This window comes from Streptomyces sp. NPDC016469, from assembly GCF_040632905.1.
Taxonomy (GTDB): domain Bacteria; phylum Actinomycetota; class Actinomycetes; order Streptomycetales; family Streptomycetaceae; genus Streptomyces.
In genome coordinates this window covers 34,230-53,120 of sequence record NZ_JBEYCQ010000019.1, presented here as the reverse complement: position 1 = coordinate 53,120, position 18,891 = coordinate 34,230, and the positions used below count along the sequence as shown (strand labels likewise).

At 73.0% G+C, this 18,891-nt stretch carries 14 protein-coding genes; 7 read left to right on the top strand and 7 right to left on the bottom strand.

Going from position 1 to position 18,891, the window contains the following annotated elements; translation table 11 throughout:
• Positions 1-132 precede the first annotated feature (132 nt).
• Both ABZ565_RS22185 and ABZ565_RS22180 read right to left on the bottom strand, forming a co-directional pair.
• Positions 133-603, bottom strand: a complete 471-nt coding sequence (locus ABZ565_RS22185; protein WP_361029437.1) for a hotdog fold thioesterase — start codon at positions 601-603, stop codon at positions 133-135.
• 66 nt (positions 604-669) lie between these two features.
• On the bottom strand, positions 670-2,943 hold the full coding sequence (locus ABZ565_RS22180) for an FdhF/YdeP family oxidoreductase (RefSeq protein ID WP_361029434.1): 2,274 nt from the start codon (positions 2,941-2,943) through the stop codon (positions 670-672).
• A 167-nt stretch (positions 2,944-3,110) separates the two neighbouring features.
• On the opposite strand from ABZ565_RS22180, the gene polA reads away from it, so the two are divergent.
• Positions 3,111-5,822 (top strand): DNA polymerase I, encoded by a 2,712-nt coding sequence (polA, locus tag ABZ565_RS22175; protein ID WP_361029431.1) that lies wholly within the window; start codon positions 3,111-3,113, stop codon positions 5,820-5,822.
• Here the strand turns inward: polA and ABZ565_RS22170 are convergent.
• A complete protein-coding gene (locus tag ABZ565_RS22170; RefSeq protein ID WP_361029428.1) occupies positions 5,808-6,683 on the bottom strand; it encodes a DUF4184 family protein in 876 nt (291 codons plus the stop codon). The two genes, polA and ABZ565_RS22170, sit on opposite strands and share 15 nt — an antisense overlap.
• Positions 6,684-6,906: 223 nt before the next feature.
• On the opposite strand from ABZ565_RS22170, the gene ABZ565_RS22165 reads away from it, so the two are divergent.
• Positions 6,907-8,640, top strand: coding sequence for a lytic transglycosylase domain-containing protein (locus ABZ565_RS22165; RefSeq protein ID WP_361029425.1), 1,734 nt, complete (start codon positions 6,907-6,909; stop codon positions 8,638-8,640).
• 61 nt (positions 8,641-8,701) lie between these two features.
• Here the strand turns inward: ABZ565_RS22165 and hrpB are convergent, their stop codons facing one another.
• Both hrpB and ABZ565_RS22155 read right to left on the bottom strand, forming a co-directional pair.
• Complete coding sequence (gene hrpB / locus ABZ565_RS22160) at positions 8,702-11,209, bottom strand: ATP-dependent helicase HrpB (RefSeq protein WP_361029422.1); 2,508 nt, start codon at positions 11,207-11,209, stop codon at positions 8,702-8,704.
• A gap of 108 nt (positions 11,210-11,317) precedes the next feature.
• Positions 11,318-12,130, bottom strand: a complete 813-nt coding sequence (locus ABZ565_RS22155) for a class I SAM-dependent methyltransferase (RefSeq protein WP_361029419.1) — start codon at positions 12,128-12,130, stop codon at positions 11,318-11,320.
• A gap of 396 nt (positions 12,131-12,526) precedes the next feature.
• On the opposite strand from ABZ565_RS22155, the gene rpsA reads away from it, so the two are divergent.
• From rpsA to ABZ565_RS22135, 4 genes are all read left to right on the top strand, one after another.
• Positions 12,527-14,035: a 30S ribosomal protein S1 gene (gene rpsA, locus ABZ565_RS22150; protein ID WP_361029416.1), complete on the top strand. Its 1,509-nt coding sequence runs from the start codon at positions 12,527-12,529 to the stop codon at positions 14,033-14,035.
• A gap of 168 nt (positions 14,036-14,203) precedes the next feature.
• A complete protein-coding gene (locus ABZ565_RS22145) occupies positions 14,204-15,142 on the top strand; it encodes a PAC2 family protein (protein ID WP_361029413.1) in 939 nt (312 codons plus the stop codon).
• A gap of 70 nt (positions 15,143-15,212) precedes the next feature.
• Complete coding sequence (coaE, locus tag ABZ565_RS22140; RefSeq protein ID WP_361029410.1) at positions 15,213-15,818, top strand: dephospho-CoA kinase; 606 nt, start codon at positions 15,213-15,215, stop codon at positions 15,816-15,818.
• A gap of 80 nt (positions 15,819-15,898) precedes the next feature.
• On the top strand, positions 15,899-16,261 hold the full coding sequence (locus ABZ565_RS22135; protein ID WP_361029407.1) for a tetratricopeptide repeat protein: 363 nt from the start codon (positions 15,899-15,901) through the stop codon (positions 16,259-16,261).
• A 13-nt stretch (positions 16,262-16,274) separates the two neighbouring features.
• On the opposite strand, the gene ABZ565_RS22130 is transcribed toward ABZ565_RS22135, so the two are convergent.
• Positions 16,275-16,568 carry a DUF6343 family protein gene (locus tag ABZ565_RS22130; RefSeq protein WP_361029404.1) on the bottom strand — a complete coding sequence of 98 codons (294 nt, stop codon included), beginning with the start codon at positions 16,566-16,568 and terminating at the stop codon, positions 16,275-16,277.
• A gap of 124 nt (positions 16,569-16,692) precedes the next feature.
• Between ABZ565_RS22130 and ABZ565_RS22125 the strand changes: the two genes are divergently transcribed.
• Positions 16,693-17,766: an ADP-ribosylglycohydrolase family protein gene (locus tag ABZ565_RS22125; RefSeq protein ID WP_361029694.1), complete on the top strand. Its 1,074-nt coding sequence runs from the start codon at positions 16,693-16,695 to the stop codon at positions 17,764-17,766.
• 31 nt (positions 17,767-17,797) lie between these two features.
• Here the strand turns inward: ABZ565_RS22125 and ABZ565_RS22120 are convergent, their stop codons facing one another.
• Positions 17,798-18,880 (bottom strand): tyrosine-protein phosphatase, encoded by a 1,083-nt coding sequence (locus ABZ565_RS22120; protein WP_361029401.1) that lies wholly within the window; start codon positions 18,878-18,880, stop codon positions 17,798-17,800.
• Positions 18,881-18,891: the final 11 nt, after the last annotated feature.

Here is an 18,891-nt window from a genome sequence, read left to right as displayed (position 1 = left end):
CGCCGGGTCAAGGGGGTTGACGCCGCGCGCCGGTCAATTTCCTTGATCGTGGCGGTGGTTGTGGCCGGAAATGCCGCTGCCCGGCCGTTTTGGGTCACGGCCGGGCAGGGTTGGTGGTGCGGTGGCGCGGGGTCAGGCGGCTTGGGGTGCGGGGGCGTCGCGCAGCAGGCAGGTGAGGCGCGCGGTGCAGACCCGCTTGCCGTGCTCGTCGGTGATGGCGATCTCGTACGTGGCGGTGGTGCGCCCCCGGTGTACGGGGGTGGCGGTGCCGGTGACGAGGCCGCTTCGTGCCCCTCGGTGATGGGTGCAGTTCAGGTCGACGCCCACGGCGATCTTGGAGGGGCCGCCGTGCAGCATCGATCCGACGGAGCCCAGGGTCTCGGCGAGGACGGCGGAGGCGCCGCCGTGCAGGAGTCCGTACGGCTGGGTGTTGCCCTCGACCGGCATGGTGCCGACGACGCGCTCGGCGGAGGCTTCGATGATGCGGACGCCCATGCGTTCGCCGAGGTGGCCGGCGGAGAAGAGGGCGGGCAGGTCGACGCCGAGCGCGGCGTACTCGTCGATGATCTCCTGGGGGAACGTGGGTGCGGTGTGCTCGCCCATGGGTCCGCCTTTCGTCTCTGTGTGGTGCTCGTCCCACGTCGTTCTATCAGACGCCTGAGCGGGCGCTTAGCGCGCGGGCTCGAACCGCACCACGACGGACTTGGAGGCGGGGGTGTTGCTGGTGTCGGCGGTGGAGTCGAGGGGGACCAGCACATTGGTCTCGGGGTAGTACGCGGCGGCGCAGCCCCGGGCGGTGGGGTAGTGGACGACGCGGAAGCCGGGGGCGCGGCGCTCGACGCCGTCCTTCCACTCGCTGACGAGGTCGGTGTAGGACCCGTCGGCGAGCCCGAGGGCTGCCGCGTCCTCCGGGTGTACGAGGACGGCGCGTCGGCCTCCCTTGATGCCCCGGTAGCGGTCGTCCAGGCCGTAGATGGTGGTGTTGTACTGGTCGTGGGAGCGCAGGGTCTGGAGCAGCAGCCGCCCCTCGGGGAGTGCGGGGTACTCGACGGGCGCGGCGGTGAAGTTGGCCTTCCCGGTGGCGGTGGGGAAGCGGCGGGAGTCGCGGGGGCCGTGCGGGAGAGTGAAGCCGCCGGGGTGGGCGATGCGGGCGTTGAAGTTCTCGAAGCCGGGGACGACGCGGGCGATGCGGTCCCGGATCGTCGCGTAGTCCTTCTCGAACTCCTCCCAGGGCGTGGTGGATCCGGGCCCGAGGACGGCGCGGGCGAGGCGGGCGACGATGGCGGGTTCGGAGAGGAGGTGGGGGCTCGCGGGGGTGAGGTTGCCGCGCGAGGCGTGGACCTTGCTCATGGAGTCCTCGACGGTCACGAACTGCTTGCCGCTCGCCTGGACGTCCTTGTCGGTACGGCCGAGGGTGGGCAGGATCAGCGCGCGGGCGCCGGTGACGGCGTGGGAGCGGTTGAGTTTGGTGGAGACGTGGACGGTGAGGCGCGCGTTGCGCATGGCGGCCTCGGTGACGTCGGTGTCGGGGGTGGCGGCGACGAAGTTGCCGCCCATCGCGAAGAAGACCTTGGCGTCGCCGTCGCGCAGGGCGCGGATCGCGCGGACCACGTCGTAGCCGTGGTGGCGCGGTGAGGTGATCCCGAACTCCTTGTCGAGGGCGTCGAGGAAGGCGGGCGCGGGCCGTTCGAAGATGCCCATGGTGCGGTCGCCCTGGACGTTGGAGTGGCCGCGCACGGGGCAGACGCCGGCGCCGGGGCGGCCGATGTTGCCGCGCAGCAGGAGGAAGTTGACGACCTCGCGGATGGTCGGCACGGAGTGCTTGTGCTGGGTGAGGCCCATGGCCCAGCAGACGACGGTGCGCTCGGAGGCCAGGACCATCGCGAGGGCCTGTTCGATGGCGGCGCGGTCGAGTCCGGTCGCGGCGAGCGTCGCGTCCCAGTCCGCGTCGGCTGCGGCGGTGGCGAACTCCTCGTAGCCGTGGGTGTGTTCGGCGACGAACGTCCGGTCGACGGCGCCCTCGGTCTCCAGGATCAGTTTGTTGAGGAGGCGGAAGAGGGCCTGGTCGCCGCCGATCCGGATCTGGAGGAAGAGGTCGTTCAGCGGGGTGCCCTTGAGCATGCCCTGCGGGGTCTGCGGGTTCTTGAAGCGTTCGAGGCCGGCCTCGGGCAGCGGGTTCACCGAGATGATCTTCGCGCCGGCCGCCTTGGCCTCTTCGAGGGCGGAGAGCATCCGGGGGTGGTTGGTGCCGGGATTCTGTCCGGCGATGATGATCAGGTCGGCGTGGTGCAGGTCCTCCAGGGACACCGAGCCCTTGCCGACGCCGATCGTCTCGGTGAGCGCGGAGCCCGAGGACTCGTGGCACATGTTGGAGCAGTCGGGCAGGTTGTTGGTGCCGAACTCGCGGGCGAAGAGCTGGAGGAGGAACGCGGCCTCGTTGCTGGTGCGCCCGGAGGTGTAGAAGACGGCCTCGTCGGGGGAGGCGAGGGCGCGCAGTTCCTCGGCGACGATCTCGAAGGCCCGCTCCCAGGTGACCGCCTGGTAGCGGTCGGCGCCCTCGGGGAGGTAGACGGGCTGGGTGATACGGCCCTGCTGGCCGAGCCAGTAGCCGCTGCGCGCGGCGAGGTCGGAGACGGGGTGCGCGGCGAAGAAGTCCGGGGTGACCCGTCGGAGTGTGGCCTCTTCGGCGACGGCCTTGACGCCGTTCTCGCAGAACTCGGCGGTGTGCCGCTTGTCGCCCTCGGGCCAGGCGCAGCCGGGGCAGTCGAAGCCGTCCTTCTGGTTGACCTTGAGGAGGGTCTGCGCGGTGCGGCGCAGGCCCATCTGCCGCTGGGCGACGCGCAGGCTCTGGGCGACGGCGGGCAGCCCGGCGGCCGAGTGCTGGGCCGGTCCGACCCGGGGGGCATCCTGGACGGGGTCTCCTGCGGGCGGCTTGCTGGCCATGGTGCTCCCCTTCGAGCCTGCTGCGGGCCCCCGGGAGGTGTGTCGCGGGTCCGCCGTGTGGGTTTCCTTCCCTCCGATCCTGGCACGCGGGGGGCGCCGGGCGCCCGGTGAGGCGTCGCGGGTGGCGGCCGGTCCGGATTGTCAGTGGTCCGTGGCAGGATCGGGGTGTGGCTGAGACGGCATCGAAGAAGACGGCAGACAACCGACCGCGCCTGCTCCTGATGGACGGGCACTCCTTGGCGTACCGGGCGTTCTATGCGCTGCCCGCGGAGAATTTCACGACGGCGGCGGGCCAGCCGACGAACGCGGTGTACGGCTTCATGTCGATGCTCGCGAACACGCTGCGTGACGAGGTGCCGACGCATTTCGCGGTGGCGTTCGACGTGTCCCGCAAGACCTGGCGGGCGCAGGAGTTCCCGGAGTACAAGGCGAACCGTTCGAAAACCCCCGACGAGTTCAAGGGGCAGGTCGAGCTGATCGGCGAGCTGCTGGACGCGATGCACGCGGACCGGTTCGCGGTCGAGGGCTTCGAGGCGGACGACGTCATCGCGACGCTGGCCACGCAGGCCGAGGCGGCCGGCTTCGAGGTCCTGATCGTCACGGGCGACCGCGATTCGTTCCAGCTGATCACGGACAACGTGACGGTGCTCTACCCCACCAAGGGCGTCTCCGAGATCACCCGGTTCACACCGGAGAAGGTGGTGGAGAAGTACGGCCTCACCCCGCGGCAGTATCCGGACTTCGCGGCGCTGCGCGGTGACCCGTCGGACAACCTTCCGAGCATCCCCAAGGTCGGTGAGAAGACCGCCGCGAAGTGGATCAACCAGTTCGGCTCGTTCGACGAGCTGATCGCGCGGGCCGACGAGGTCAAGGGTGTGGCCGGGCAGAATCTCCGCGACCACCTGGACGCGGTGAAGATGAACCGCGTGCTGACCGAGATGGTCCGGGACGTGGAGCTGCCGAAGACCCCGGAGGGGCTGGAGCGCGCCCCCTACGACCGCACGGCGGTCACCGGCATCCTCGACCTGCTGGAGATCCGCAACCCGAGCCTGCGCGAGCGGCTGCTCGCGGTGGATCCGGGCGCGGCGGAGGCCGAGCCGCCGGCGCCCGCCGCCGGGATCGAGCTGGACGGGGCCGTGCTGTCCACCGGCGAGGTCGGCCCCTGGCTGGCGGAGCACGGTGCGCAGCCGCTCGGCGTCATGACGGTCGACACCTGGGCGCTCGGCACCGGCGCGGTCACCGAGGTCGCGCTCGCCGCCGCCGACGGTGCCGCCGCCTGGCTGGACCCGGCGCAGCTGGACGAGGCCGACGAGCAGGCGTTCGCCGCCTGGGTCGCGGACCCGGCCCGGCCCAAGGTCATGCACAACGCGAAGAGCGCGATGCGTGTCTTCCCGGAGCACGGCTGGCACCTCGACGGCGTGACGATGGACACCGCGCTCGCCGCGTATCTGGTGAAGCCCGGCCGGCGCTCCTTCGCGCTGGACGCCCTGGCCGTGGAGTATCTGGGCCGGGAGCTGGCCCCGGCCGCCGCGGCCGACGGTCAGCTGGCGTTCGGCGCCGACGACCGGGCGGAGGCCGACGCCCTGATGGCGCAGGCCCGCGCGGTCCTGGATCTCGGTGACGCGTTCACGGAGCGGCTGAAGGAGGTCGGCGCGGCCGAGTTGCTGCACGACATGGAGCTCCCGACGTCGATTCTGCTCGCCCGCCTGGAGCGGCACGGGATCGCCGTGGACCGGGCCCATCTGGAATCGATGGAGCAGCAGTTCGCCGGGACCGTGCAGCAGGCGGTGAAGGAGGCGCACGCGGCGGTCGGCCGCGAGTTCAACCTCGGATCGCCCAAGCAGCTCCAGGAGATCCTTTTCAACGAGCTGGGTCTGCCGAAGACGAAGAAGACCAAGACGGGTTACACCACGGACGCGGACGCGCTGGCCTGGCTGGCCGCGCAGACCGAGCACGAGCTGCCGGTGCTGATGCTGCGCCACCGCGACCAGGCGAGGCTGCGGGTCACCGTCGAGGGTCTGATCAAGACGATCGCCGCCGACGGCCGCATCCACACCACCTTCAACCAGACGGTGGCGGCGACCGGCCGCCTCTCGTCCACCGACCCGAATCTGCAGAACATCCCCGTGCGCACGGACGAGGGCCGGGCGATCCGCCGCGGCTTCGTCGTCGGCGAGGGCTTCGAGACGCTGATGACGGCCGACTACAGCCAGATCGAACTGCGGGTCATGGCCCACCTCTCGGAGGACGCGGGCCTGATCGAGGCGTTCACCTCCGGTGAGGACCTGCACACCACGGTCGCCTCGCAGGTCTTCGGCGTCGACAAGTCCGCGGTCGACCCGGAGATGCGGCGCAAGATCAAGGCCATGAGCTACGGCCTGGCGTACGGGCTCTCCGCCTTCGGCCTCTCCCAGCAGCTGAACATCGAGGCGGGCGAGGCCCGGGGCCTGATGGACACCTACTTCGAGCGGTTCGGCGGGGTCCGGGACTATCTGCGCCGCGTGGTGGAGGAGGCCAGGGCCACCGGGTACACGGAGACGATCTTCGGCCGCCGCCGCTATCTCCCGGACCTGAACAGCGACAACCGCCAGCGCCGCGAGACCGCCGAGCGGATGGCGCTCAACGCCCCGATCCAGGGCACCGCCGCCGACATCGTCAAGGTCGCCATGCTCCACGTCGACCGGGCGCTGCGCGAGGCGGAGCTGAAGTCCCGGATGCTGCTCCAGGTGCACGACGAAATCGTGCTGGAGATCGCCGAGGGCGAGCGGGAGCGGGTCGAGCGCATCCTGCGCCACGAGATGTCCGCCGCGGTGCGGTTGCGCGCCCCGCTGGACGTGTCCGTCGGCGTCGGCGACGACTGGGAGTCAGCGGCCCACTGACCGCTTCCGGCCGGGGTCCGCAGGGGCCCCGGCCGCCTCCGCCTCCCGCCGCGCCGGGGTGAGCCGCACCGCCGCCGCGTACAGCAGGAGCCCCGCCGCGAGGCCCGCGCCCGCGCCGAAGCAGGCCGTCGGGATGATGTCCAGCGGCGTGTCGATGTGCCCGTGGTACGCGTACCAGCGGGCGCACCGGTGGGCGGTGCCCAGCACCGCGCACAGCCCGATCGATGCGAGCGCCCAGCCCCGGACCCGCGCCGTCAGCACCGGTACGGAGGCGGGCACCGGCCGGGCCCCGGTCCGCCGCAGCCCCGATGCCGTGAACCAGGCGAGCAGCAGCAGCGCGGGGGCGGACGTTCCGTACTGGACGAGCGTGAAGACGGGGTACCCGGCCACGCTGCCGTCGAGCCCGGGCACCAGCCGTACCCCCCACCGGTCGTGATGGGTGAAGGCGTCCCAGACGACATGGGTGGCGGACCCGATCACCGCCGACACCGCGAACCACGCGGCGTCCCGGGCGCCGAGTCCCCGCCGCCCGGGGCCCGTCGAGGCCCCGGGGCCCCGCAGCCAGGTGTGCACACGCCCCCGCCACCGCTCCGGCAGCAGCGCCACCAGCGGGTCGCGCAGCAGCAGCCACAGCCCGAGCGCCAGCGCGGTGATCAGGACGTCCACGGTGACGATGCCCCACACCGCGTGGGTGACCTCCCCGAACTCCATGGCCCCCGGAATCACCGAGTCCGCGAAGTACGTCAGGTCGGGGGCGAACGACCCGGCGACCAGGGCCGAGGCGAGGAGCGGACCACGGCCTGTGCCGTCGCGGCGTATCCCCGGGAGCACGGCGGCGGCGTGGCTGAGCGTGAAGGGCATGCGGGCAGTATGCGTGACCTGGAGGGGAAGGTCCGGGGTGACCCGTGGGGCAGGAAGGTCCGTCACGAGAATGTCCGCACGTGGACAACTTGTGTTCAGGAAGGTGAGAAAGCGGTAAGAACCGGCCCGCCCGCCGTGTGCGCGCCGGAGGAGTTGCCGTAGGGTCGCCTGAGTCCAGGCGCAGGGGAGCGCCGACAGCGACGAGGGGGAGGGCCCACACGTCATGGCAGCGCAATTCGGTCGCCGGTTCTACAGAGGAGCGGCCACTACCGCCGTGGCCGCCGTCGCCGTGGCGGCGCTCTCCGCCTCGCAGGCCCCCGGGGCCCCGTCCCCGCTCATCGCGGCGGACGGCGACCACCCCTCCGCGGGCTCCTCGTCCCCCGCCGACCAGGGCGGCGGCATCTCCGGCGACTCGCCGTACTACACGGACCTGCCGCCGCTGAACACCCCGCAGAGGCCTGACAATTCGGCCAACCTGCCGGTGACCGGCAGCGCCGAGGCGGGCATACCCGCCTCCGTCCTCGCGGCGTACAAGAAGGCCCAGGACACCGTCGCCGGCACGGACGCGGCCTGCCGGCTGCCGTGGCAGCTGCTCGCCGCGATCGGCAAGGTCGAGTCCGGGCAGGCCCGCGGCGGCCGGGTCGACGCGCAGGGCACCACGCTCTCCCCGATCCTCGGCCCCGCCCTCGACGGCAACGGCTTCGCCCTGATCAAGGACACCGACAACGGTGCCTACGACGGGGACCGGACGCACGACCGGGCGGTCGGCCCGATGCAGTTCATCCCGTCGACCTGGGCGACCTGGGGCCAGGACGGCAACGGCGACGGCCGCAAGGACCCGAACAACGTCTACGACGCCGCGCTCGCCGCCGGACGCTACCTCTGCGTCGGCGACCGCGACCTGTCGACCGCCACCGACCTGGACCGGGCGGTCCTGAGCTACAACCACTCCGACGTGTACCTGCGTACGGTCCGCTCCTGGTTCACGTACTACAACCGCGGCACGCACGAGGTCCCCGACGGCACCGGTGTCCTCCCGACGGGCCCCACGAGCCGGACCCCGGGCCCCAGCCGGCCGGGTGGCGGCCCGTCGAGCACCCCGTCCCCGTCCCCGACGCCCTCGCCGTCGAAGACGCCGAAGCCGGGCGGTCCCACGAAGCCCACGAAGCCCACGACGCCGCCCGACCCGAGCCCCGAGCCCTCCACACCGGGCGGCATCGGCAAGCCCCCGTCGCACACTCCGAGCCCGGCGCCCACCCCGTCCCAGAAGGTGACGGCGCTGCAGAACGACGGCACCGGCACGCTGACCGCCGCGGCCGGCGAGGAGTTCGCCGGGGTGGTCAAGGTGCGGGCCCGCGACGGCCTCGGCAAGGCGGTGGCCAAGGCGAAGGTCACCTTCACCGTCGTCGGCGACGCCGACACCGCGTTCGACGGCGGATTCAAGGCGGTCACCCTCGCCACCGGCGCCGACGGCAAGGTGTCCTCGCCGGTGCTCCGCGCGGGTGAGAAGACCGGCGAGTTCACCGTGCGGGCCTCCGTGGCCGGCACCTCCGTCGCCACCACCTTCAAGGTGACCGTCACCGCCCGCCAGGCCGACGCCATCACCAGGACCGGCACCGCGAAGCTGACCGCCGTCGCCGGTCAGACCTTCGACGACATCACCGTCGCCGCCACCTACAAGGGCAAGGCCGCGGGCAAGGTCGCCGTCACCGCCACCGTGATCACCGACGGCCTCGTCCCCGCTGTCAACGACAAGGGTCCGTACTGCACGAACGACGAGGGCGACCCCGTCCGCAGCATCGAGCTCACCACGGCGGCCGACGGCAGCCTGAAGCTCCCGACGTTCTACGCGGACGGCCCGGCCGGCACGTACAAGCTGCGCCTCACCACCGAGGGCGGCGCCACGGTCACCATCGACCTGACCGTCGAGGAGCGCGCGGTCACCGCCGCCTCCTGACACGGGACGCCGTATCAGGTCAGCCCCTCGGCCGCCCGCCGGCCGAGGGGCTGACCCCTGTTCAGTCCCGCTTCAGGCGCGCCTTCGTGAACCGGGTCGCCTCCACCGTCGCCGGGTCCTCCGGCCACGGGTGCTTCGGATACCGGCCCCGCAGCTCCGCCCGGACCGCCTTGTAGCCGTCGCGCCAGAACGACGCCAGGTCCGCCGTCACCGCCGCCGGCCGCCCGGCGGGGGACAGCAGGTGCACCAGCACCGGCACGCCCGCCACCTCCGGGGTCTCCTGGAGGCCGAACAGCTCCTGGAGCTTCACCGCGAGCACCGGCTGGTCCCCGCCGTACTCCACCCGGATCCGCGAACCGCTCGGCACCTCGATCCGCTCCGGGGCCAGCTCGTCCAGGCGGACCGCCTCGCCCGTCGCCCACGGCAGCAGCCTGCGCAGCGCCTGCCCCGCGTCGATCGCGGCCAGGTCGGAGCGCCGCCGCGCCCGTGACAGCTCGGGCTCCAGCCAGGCCCCGGGGTCCGCGAGCAGCGCCCCGTCCGACACGTCCGGCCACGGCTCACCCCGCACCCGGCGCAGGAAGGCGAGCCGCTCCCGCAGCTGCCCCGCGTCCCGGCTCCACCGCAGCAGCCCCGGACCCTCCTGTCGCAGCCCGGCCACCAGGGCATCGCGGACCAGCGCCGGATCGGGCTGCTTCAGCGGGCGCGCGGCCAGCTCGACCGCGCCCAGCCGCTCCACCCGGCGGGCCACCACGTCCCGGCCGTCCCAGCGGACCTCCTCGCCCGCGAACCGCAGCGGCCCGGCCGCCAGGAGCGCGGTGTCCTCGTCGATGACGGCCGCGAGGCGCACCCGGGCGGACGCGGCGTGTGCGGGCCGGTCCGCGACCGCGACGGCCAGCCAGGGCGCCCCGCGCAGCCCGGAGCCCTCGCCCGGTTCCGCGCCCGTGCCCGACGCCATCAGGAACGCCCCGCCGCCCCGCGCCCGGGCCACCCGCTCCGGGAACGCCAGGGCCGCCACGAGGCCCACCGCCGCGTCGTCCGGAACGGGCCGGCCGCCGCTGCCGCCGTCGCCCTTGAGCGCGGACGACAGGCGCCGCACCTCCTGGCGCCAGCGCCCCGCGTAGGCGTCCTGGCCCCGGCGCGCGGTGCGCAGCGCGGCGGCCAGATCGTCCCCGTACGAGCGCGGCGGTTCCTCGCTCAGCAGCGCCACCACCTCGGCGGCCCGGCGCCCGCCGACCTCGGCCGCCCCGTCCAGCAGCGCCCGGGCCAGCCGGGGGTGCAGCCCGAGCCGGGACATCCGCACGCCCCGCTCGGTGACCCGGCCGTCCGGGTCCACCGCGCCGACCGCGGCGAGCACCTCGTGGGCGGCGGCCATCGCCCCCTCCGGCGGCGCGTCGAGCAGCGCGAGCCCGGAGGCGTCCGGGGCGCCCCAGCAGGCCGCCTGGAGGGCGAACGCCGTCAGGTCGGCCACCCTGATCTCCGGGGCGGGGAACCGGGCGAGCCGGCCGTCCTCCGCCTGGTCCCAGCAGCGGTAGACCGTTCCCGGCGCCTCGCGTCCTGCCCGGCCCGCGCGCTGCCGGCCCGCCGCCTGCGAGGCCCGTACGGTGGTCAGCGCGCTCAGCCCCCGGGCGTGATCGGTGCGCGGTTCCCGGGCGAGTCCCGAGTCGACGACCGTCCGTACCCCGGGGACCGTCAGCGAGGACTCGGCCACCGAGGTCGCCAGGACCACCCGACGCCCCTCCGGCGACCCGGCCAGCACCGCGTCCTGCACGGCCGCCGGGGCCCGCCCGTGGACCTGGAGCACGTCGGCCCCGACGCCCGCCAGCTGCCCGGCCACCCGGCCGATCTCGCCGACGCCCGGCAGGAAGCACAGCACGTCGCCGTCCCGCTCGGCGAGCGCCCGCCGCACCACGGAGGCGACATGGCTCAGCAGCGCCGGATCGACCCTCATCCCGTGCGGCGGCCGGACCGGGGCGGGCGGCGGGGCCCACACCACCTCCACCGGGTGCGACACGCCCCGCGCCTCGATCACCGGGGCGTCCCCGAGCAGCCGGGCCCAGCCTTCCGCGTCCGTCGTCGCGGACGCCGCCACCAGCCGCAGGTCCGGGCGGAGCGCCGCGCGCACGTCCAGCAGGAAGGCGGCCACGGTGTCCGCGTCCAGGTGGCGCTCGTGGCACTCGTCGATGATCACCGCGTCCACCCCGGCCAGCTCCTGGTCGCGCTGCAACCGCTGGAGCAGCACGCCGGTGGTGACGACCTCCACCACGGTGTCCGGGCCCGCCACCCGCTCGCCGCGCACGGTGAACCCGACGCGTTCCCCGGTCCGCTCGCCCAGCAGCCACGCCATGCGCCGGGCTGCCGCGCGGGCGGCGATCCGGCGCGGCTCGGCGACGACGACCCGGCGCACCGGGCCCTCGCCGGTCAGCCCGGCCAGGGCGAGCGGGACGAGAGTGGTCTTGCCGGTGCCGGGGGGTGCGCACAGCACCGCGGTCCCGTGGCCGTCCAGCGCGCGTCGGAGGGCGGGGACGGCGGTGCGGACGGGCAGCAGGCCGAGGGCGTCGGTGCGGATCACGCCCCCAGTCTCGTACGACGCGCACCCGCGCCCCGCGCCGGCCGGTGGCTGAGGGCCTTTCGGCACCAGAGCCCGCTCCCTGATCCGGCCTGATCCAAAGGGAAGGCCCTAGTCCCGTACGCAGACGAAGATCGCGGTCCCCGGGATCAGGTTGCCGCGCAGCGGGGACCAGCCGCCCCACTCCTGGTCGTTCCAGGCGGGCCACTCCGGCTCGACCAGGTCCACCAGCCGGAAGCCGCCCGCGACCACGTCCCGGACCCGGTCGCCCAGGGTGCGGTGGTGCTCGACGTAGACCGCGTCGCCGTGTTCGTCCTGCTCGACGTAGGGGGTGCGGTCGAAGTAGGAGGCGGCCACCGACAGGCCCTCGGGGCCCGGCTCGTCCGGGAACGACCAGCGGAGGGGGTGCGTCACGGAGAAGACCCAGCGGCCGCCGGGGCGCAGCACCCGGTGCACCTCGCGGAAGACCTGGACCGGGTCGGCGACGAACGGCACCGCGCCGTAGGCGGAGCAGGCCAGGTCGAAGGAGGCGGTGCGGAACGGCAGCCGCCCGGCGTCCGCCTCGACCAGCGGGACGTCGTCGCCGATGCGCAGGGCGTGCTGGAGCTGGCGGTGGGAGAGGTCCAGGGCGACGGGGCGGGCGCCCTGCGTGGCGAGCCAGCGGGAGCACTGTGCCGCGCCGGCGCCGATCTCCAGGACGTCGAGCCCCTTCAGCGCGGCGGCGGGGCCGAGGAGCCCGGCCGTCGCCTCGTCCAGGCCCTCGGGGCCCCAGACGAAGCGGTCGTCGCCGAGGAAGGCGCCGTGCTCGGTCTGGTACTCGTCGGCGTTGCGGTCCCACCAGCCCCGGCTGGCCCGGCTGCTCTCGGCGGTCCCGGCGCTGCGGCGGGTCGCCTCGGGTTCGGCGGCGTACATCTCTTGGCTCATCGTGTCCGTCGTTGTAGTTTGCCTTCACCCCGCCGTACGCGGTACGTACCAAGGGGGCCTGCGCAGCGCTGAACCGGTGTGTCCGGGCGCTGCCGGACACGATCTGGCCTCGGTGAACCCGAGTTGTGCCGGATATGGGGCTTCCTGCCCCTGGTGTCCGCCTTCGCGCATTGACCGTGCCCTGCTGCCCCCGTATGCTACAAGTTGCGCTGCGAGCCTGCGCTCCTCAGACCTAGCAGGCCGCGCTCGCATCTGTTGCTAGTCCCCTCGGTTCACGAGGCGCCTTCCGGTCACGGAATCGGCGCTTCCCGGGCTGTCCGGCTTAGGCAGAGGCGATACGGGCTTTCGGCGTAGCAGTACCTACGACTCACTGTCCGTACCGGAGCCCTTTCCCACATGACGAGCAGCACCGAGACCACCGCCACCACTCCGCAGGTTGCGGTCAACGACATCGGCGACGCGGACGCGTTCCTCGCGGCGATCGACGAGACGATCAAGTACTTCAACGACGGCGACATCGTTGACGGTGTCATCGTCAAGGTTGACCGGGACGAGGTTCTCCTCGACATCGGTTACAAGACCGAAGGTGTCATCCCGAGCCGCGAGCTCTCGATCAAGCACGACGTCGACCCGAACGAGGTCGTCAAGGTCGGTGACGAGATCGAGGCCCTGGTTCTCCAGAAGGAGGACAAGGAAGGCCGCCTGATCCTCTCGAAGAAGCGCGCTCAGTACGAGCGTGCCTGGGGCACCATCGAGAAGATCAAGGAAGAGGACGGCATCGTCACCGGTACCGTCATCGAGGTCGTCAAGGGTGGTCTCATCCTCGACATCGGCCTCCGTGGCTTCCTTCCGGCGTCGCTCGTCGAGATGCGTCGTGTCCGCGACCTCCAGCCGTACGTGGGCAAGGAGCTCGAGGCCAAGATCATCGAGCTGGACAAGAACCGCAACAACGTGGTCCTGTCCCGCCGTGCCTGGCTCGAGCAGACCCAGTCCGAGGTCCGCCAGACGTTCCTCACGACCCTCCAGAAGGGTCAGGTCCGCTCCGGCGTCGTCTCCTCGATCGTCAACTTCGGTGCCTTCGTGGACCTGGGCGGCGTCGACGGTCTGGTGCACGTCTCCGAGCTGTCCTGGAAGCACATCGACCACCCCTCCGAGGTTGTCGAGGTCGGCCAGGAGGTCACCGTCGAGGTCCTCGACGTCGACATGGACCGCGAGCGCGTCTCGCTGTCGCTCAAGGCGACGCAGGAAGACCCGTGGCAGCAGTTCGCCCGTACGCACCAGATCGGGCAGGTCGTCCCCGGTAAGGTCACCAAGCTCGTTCCGTTCGGTGCGTTCGTCCGCGTGGACGAGGGCATCGAGGGCCTGGTCCACATCTCCGAGCTGGCCGAGCGCCACGTGGAGATCCCGGAGCAGGTCGTCCAGGTCAACGACGAGATCTTCGTCAAGGTCATCGACATCGACCTCGAGCGCCGTCGCATCAGCCTCTCGCTGAAGCAGGCCAACGAGGCGTTCGGCGGCGACCCGGCCTCGGTCGAGTTCGACCCGACCCTGTACGGCATGGCCGCGTCCTACGACGACCAGGGCAACTACATCTACCCCGAGGGCTTCGACCCCGAGACCAACGACTGGCTCGAGGGCTTCGAGGCGCAGCGCGAGGTCTGGGAGACCCAGTACGCCGAGGCGCAGCAGCGCTTCGAGCAGCACCAGGCCCAGGTCATCAAGTCCCGCGAGGCCGACGAGGCCGCTGCCGCCGAGGGCGCTGCCGCCCCCGCCGGCAACACGCAGGCCGCCTCGGGTGGCACGGGTGGCTCCTACTCCTCGGAGTCCTCGGACAACTCCGGCGCCCTGGCGTCGGACGAGGCCCTGGCCGCGCTCCGCGAGAAGCTGGCGGGCGGCCAGAGCTGACGCTCTGTCCCTCCGGCCGGTCATCGGCTGCGGTAGGTAAGTGACCGTGAGGCCCGCTCCCTTCGGGGGGCGGGCCTCACGCGTTTCCGGCGTGAAAGAGCGTGTACGGGGAATGACCGAGGTACCCGGGGGCGTTCTTCTCCAGGAACACAAGGAGGAGCGGTAACCGTGCCTGATCCGCAGAGTTTGTACGAATGGGAGCCGAAGGGCCTGGCTGTGGTCGACATGGCGCTCGCCCAGGAGTCGGCCGGCCTGGTCATGCTCTACCACTTCGAGGGCTACATCGACGCGGGTGAGACGGGCGAGCAGATCGTCGACGGCCTCCTCGAATCGCTGCCGCACCAGGTCGTGGCCCGCTTCGACCACGACCGCCTGATCGACTACCGCGCCCGGCGTCCGCTGCTGACGTTCAAGCGCGACCGCTGGGCGGCGTACGAGACCCCCGCGCTGGAGGTCCGCGTCGTCCAGGACGCCACGGGCGCGCCGTTCCTGCTGCTGTCCGGGCCGGAGCCCGACGTGGAGTGGGAGAAATTCGCCGCCGCCGTCGAGGAGGTGGTCGAGCGCCTGGGCGTCCGCCTCGCGGTCAACTTCCACGGCATCCCGATGGGCGTCCCGCACACCCGCCCCGTCGGCATCACCCCGCACGGCAACCGCACCGACCTCACGCCCGGTCACCGCAGCCCCTTCGAGGAGGCGCAGGTGCCCGGCTCCGCCGAGGCCCTGGTCGAGTACCGGCTGATGGAGGCGGGCCACGACGTGCTCGGCGTCGCCGCCCATGTGCCGCACTACGTGGCCCGCTCCGCCTACCCGGACGCGGCGCTCACCGCGCTGGAGGCGATCACGGCCGCGACCGGCCTGGTCCTGCCGTCCGTCGCGCACGCCCTGCGCACCGAGGCGCACCGCACCCAGACGGAGATCGACCGCCAGATCGGCCAGGGCGACGAGGAGCTGGTCTCGCTGGTCGAGGGCCTTGAGCACCAGTACGACGCGGTCGCGGGCGCGGAGACCCGGGGCAACCTGGTCGCCGAACCGGCGGACCTGCCGTCGGCGGACGAGATCGGCCTCGAATTCGAGAAGTTCCTCGCCGAGCGCGAGGGCGACGTCTGAGCGCGTCTCGTGCCCGCTGCCCGTCCCCCACCACTGGGGGCCACGGGCAGCGGGCATTAGGCTGCCTGGCATGCTGAAAGTGGGCCTGACCGGGGGCATCGGAGCCGGTAAGAGCGAAGTGGCCCGGCTGCTCGTCGGCCACGGTGCCGTCCTCATCGACTCGGACCGCATCGCCCGCGAGGTGGTCGAGCCCGGCACCCCCGGACTCGCCGCCGTCGTCCAGGAGTTCGGCCCCGGCATCCTCACCCCGGACGGCACCCTGGACCGGCCCGCGCTCGGCGCGATCGTCTTCCCCGACCCGGACCGCCTCGCCGCGCTCAACGCGATCGTCCACCCCCTGGTCCGCGACCGCTCCGCCGAACTGGAGAAGGCCGCCGCACCGGACTCCGTGGTCGTCCACGACGTCCCCCTCCTCACCGAGAACGGCCTCGCGCCCCTCTACGACCTGGTCGTCGTGGTCGACGCCGCCCCGGAGACCCAGCTCGACCGGCTCGTCCGGCTGCGCGGCATGACCGAGGAGGACGCCCGCGCCCGCATGGCCGCCCAGGCCACCCGCGAGCAGCGGCGCGCCGTCGCCGACCTGGTCGTCGACAACGACGGACCGGTCGAGGAGCTGGCGGACCGGGTCCGCGAGGTCTGGGCGGAGCTGTCCCGCCGTGCGGCGGAGAAGAGCTGAGCCCGAGGCCCGCAGCCGTACCGGAATACCCGCAGCCGCCCCCGTGTTCACCCCGGGACGGACCAGGGAAGGATGCCACCGTGCCCGAGAGGAACCCGGAAACCGACGTCATCGACTTCCGCGCGGCCGAGCAGCTGCTCGCCGCGCGCGACCCCCGGGGCGCCGTGCGGCTGCTCGACTCGGTGATCGCCGCCCACCCCGAGAACACGGCCGCCCGGCTGCTGCGCGCCCGTGCCTTCTTCGCCGCGGCACAGCTGCGCCCCGCCGAGCTGGAATTCGAGCTGGTGCTTGAACGCGAGCCGGACAACGCCTTCGCCCACTTCGCCCTCGCCCGCACCTTCGAACGCTCCGGCCACCCCGAGCGCGCCACCCGCCACTTCCGGCTGGCGGCCGCGCTCGACCCGAAGCCGGAGTATCTGCGCGCGGCCCGCTTCGACAGCTAGGCCCTGCCCGGCGCTAGGGCGTGCCCGGCGGCGGCCCCTTGCCGCCGCCGGGCCCGTGGTCGGGTTCGTACGGGGGGATGGAGCGGCCCGGCTGGTAGTGCGGGCCCTGGCGCAGCCGGTGCACGACCACGCACAGGTCCACCAGGACCAGCGCGAGCAGCACCCCGCAGACCGCCGCCCAGCCGGTGCGGCCGTTCACGGCGAAGGCCGTCACCCCGAAGACGGCCCAGGCCAGGCCCCATAGACTCAGCCAGAGCCGCATCCGCAGCGGACTGCGGGCGGTCGTCGGTTCATTGCCGGTACGCATGGCATCGCCTCCCTACCAGCATGGACCCACGGCCGGGCAGGTGCGGCACGACGGCACGAGAGGGCGGGGGCCGACGGTGATCGGTACGGCGACAGGGGCGGACCTCACGGCCCGCCGGGCCAGGGTGCGCGGGTGTCTGCTGGGCGGGGCGATCGGGGACGCCCTGGGCAACCCGGTGGAGTTCCTGTCACTCGCGGGGATCCGGCGCGCGCACGGCGAGCCGGGTGTACGCGGCATGACACCGGACGACGAAGGGGTCGTCGGCCGGATCACGGACGACACGCAGATGACGCTGTTCACGGCCGAGGGGCTGATCCGGGCGCACTCGCGTGCCATGTCCAAGGGCATCGGCGGCGCCGAGACGGGCATCGTCAGGAACGCGTACCTGCGCTGGCTGGACACCCAGAACCACTCCGGGCCGCCTCCCGCCGAAGCCGGGCACCCCGTGCGCAGCGGATGGCTCCGGCAGCAGCCCTGGCTGTACGCCCGGCGGGCCCCCGGGAACGCCTGCCTGACCGGCCTCGCCGCCGGTCACACCCCCGATCCGAGGGGCCCGGTCGGTGATCCCGGGCCGGTCAACACGGGGTCCAAGGGCTGCGGCACGGTCATGCGGTCCGCGCCGTTCGGCCTGACCGGCGAGGACCCGGCGTTCGGTTTCGCGCTGGCCGCCCGGTGCGCGCGGATCACCCACGGCCACCCCACCGGCGCCTTCGCGGCCGGGGCGCTCGCGGCGATCGTCGGCTGCCTCCTCGAAGGCGACTCGCTGCCCGGCGCGGTGCTGCGGGCCATGGACCTGCTCGCCCGGCACCGGGGCCACGAGGAGACGACCGACGCCTTGCGCGCGGCCGTCGACCTGGCCGCGCGGGGCGGGCCGAGCGCCGAGAAGGTGGAGTCCCTGGGGCAGGGCTGGGTGGCCGAGGAGGCGCTGGCCATCGCGGTGTACTGCGCGCTCGTCCTGCCCGGCGCCGGCCAGGTCGACGAGGCGCTGCTGCTCTCGGTCAACCACTCCGGCGACAGCGACTCCACCGGCGCGGTCTGCGGCAATCTGCTCGGAGCCCACCACGGCGACATCCGCCTCCCTCCGCACTGGCTGGTGCGGACGGAGGGACGCGGGGTGATCGCCGAGGTGGCCGACGACCTGTGCCTGGAGTTCGAGCACGCCGTCGAGTGGCCGCAGGACCGCTACCCGGGCTGCTGAGCGCGGGAGGGCGCGAAGGTGCGTTGGGCGGTCAGCCGGTCAGCAGCTTCGCCCGCAGCGCGGCCACGGTCGCCGCGTCGAGCTTCAGCCCCTCCCGTACGTACGTGTCGAAGTCGCCGTAGATCTGGTCCACCTCGGCGTACGCGGCGCGCAGCCAGCTCAGCTCCACGGCCTCCGGGTCGCCGGTGTACTGGTTGCTGGCCAGGAAGTCCGCCTCGACGGTGGCCCGGGGGACACCGAGCAGAGTGAGCAGGACGGCCGTGCCCCAGCCGGTGCGGTCCTTGCCGGCGCTGCAGTGGAAGACCGTGGCGCCGGAGGTGTTCGTGGCGACGGCCGTGACGAGGTCGTGGAAGGCGTAGTCCGCGCCCACGAAGTTGACCATGAACGGGTAGCCGATGGACTGGCCGAGGTCCGACGAGCCGGAGAAGAGCCCGGCGGCGATGGCCTCCGCCAGGGTCATCAGGGCCGAGTCGTGGAAGCGGATGCCGTGGGCGAGCGAGACGACGTCCGCGACCTGGTAGCGCACCCCGGCGGGCAGCCGGTCCGGGGCGTCGTGGCGCTCCTGAACGTTGCGCAGGTCCACGTCGAGCGTGAGCTTCTGGGAGACCAGCCGCTGCTGCTCGGTGTCGGTGAGACCGCTGAGCTTGTTGGAGCGGTAGACCAGACCCGGACGCACCCAGCGCCCGTCCGTGGTGCGGTATCCGCCGATGTCCCGGAAGTTGCGGGCCGAGGCCAGGCCGAGCGAGCGGTCGGCGACGACGAGCGTGCTCCCGCTGTCCGGGACCAGCCGGAAGTACCAGCGCCCGGCCTCCGGGAGGGTGCCCGGCGCGACGGTCAGCGAGCCGGTGCCGGGGGCGGTGCCGAGCGCGGTGCCGGTGGTGGCGTCGGGCGAGGTGACGGCGGTGACGGTCACCGATCCGGCGGGCGAGGCCCAGGACAGGGTGTGGCCGCCGTCGGCGGTGCGGGTGGCGGTGGCCGCGGTGAACGGCACGGCGGACTGCGCGACGGCCGCCGACGCGGTCGCGGGCGGCGCGGCGAGGGCGGCCGGGGCCATGACCGTACCGGTCAGGAGGGTGGTGGCGAGGACGGCGCCGGCGAGGCGATGCGTACGCATGGTGCTCCTTG

What these genes read in the sequence shown, in the direction of transcription:
- ABZ565_RS22165 (WP_361029425.1), top strand. Translation starts at nt 6,907, where the DNA reads ATGGCAGCGCAATTCGGTCGCCGGTTCTACAGAGGAGCGGCCACTACC.
- ABZ565_RS22185 (WP_361029437.1), bottom strand. Translation starts at nt 603, where the DNA reads ATGGGCGAGCACACCGCACCCACGTTCCCCCAGGAGATCATCGACGAG.
- coaE (WP_361029410.1), top strand. Translation starts at nt 15,213, where the DNA reads ATGCTGAAAGTGGGCCTGACCGGGGGCATCGGAGCCGGTAAGAGCGAA.
- ABZ565_RS22130 (WP_361029404.1), bottom strand. Translation starts at nt 16,568, where the DNA reads ATGCGTACCGGCAATGAACCGACGACCGCCCGCAGTCCGCTGCGGATG.
- ABZ565_RS22155 (WP_361029419.1), bottom strand. Translation starts at nt 12,130, where the DNA reads ATGAGCCAAGAGATGTACGCCGCCGAACCCGAGGCGACCCGCCGCAGC.
- rpsA (WP_361029416.1), top strand. Translation starts at nt 12,527, where the DNA reads ATGACGAGCAGCACCGAGACCACCGCCACCACTCCGCAGGTTGCGGTC.
- ABZ565_RS22170 (WP_361029428.1), bottom strand. Translation starts at nt 6,683, where the DNA reads ATGCCCTTCACGCTCAGCCACGCCGCCGCCGTGCTCCCGGGGATACGC.
- ABZ565_RS22180 (WP_361029434.1), bottom strand. Translation starts at nt 2,943, where the DNA reads ATGGCCAGCAAGCCGCCCGCAGGAGACCCCGTCCAGGATGCCCCCCGG.
- ABZ565_RS22120 (WP_361029401.1), bottom strand. Translation starts at nt 18,880, where the DNA reads ATGCGTACGCATCGCCTCGCCGGCGCCGTCCTCGCCACCACCCTCCTG.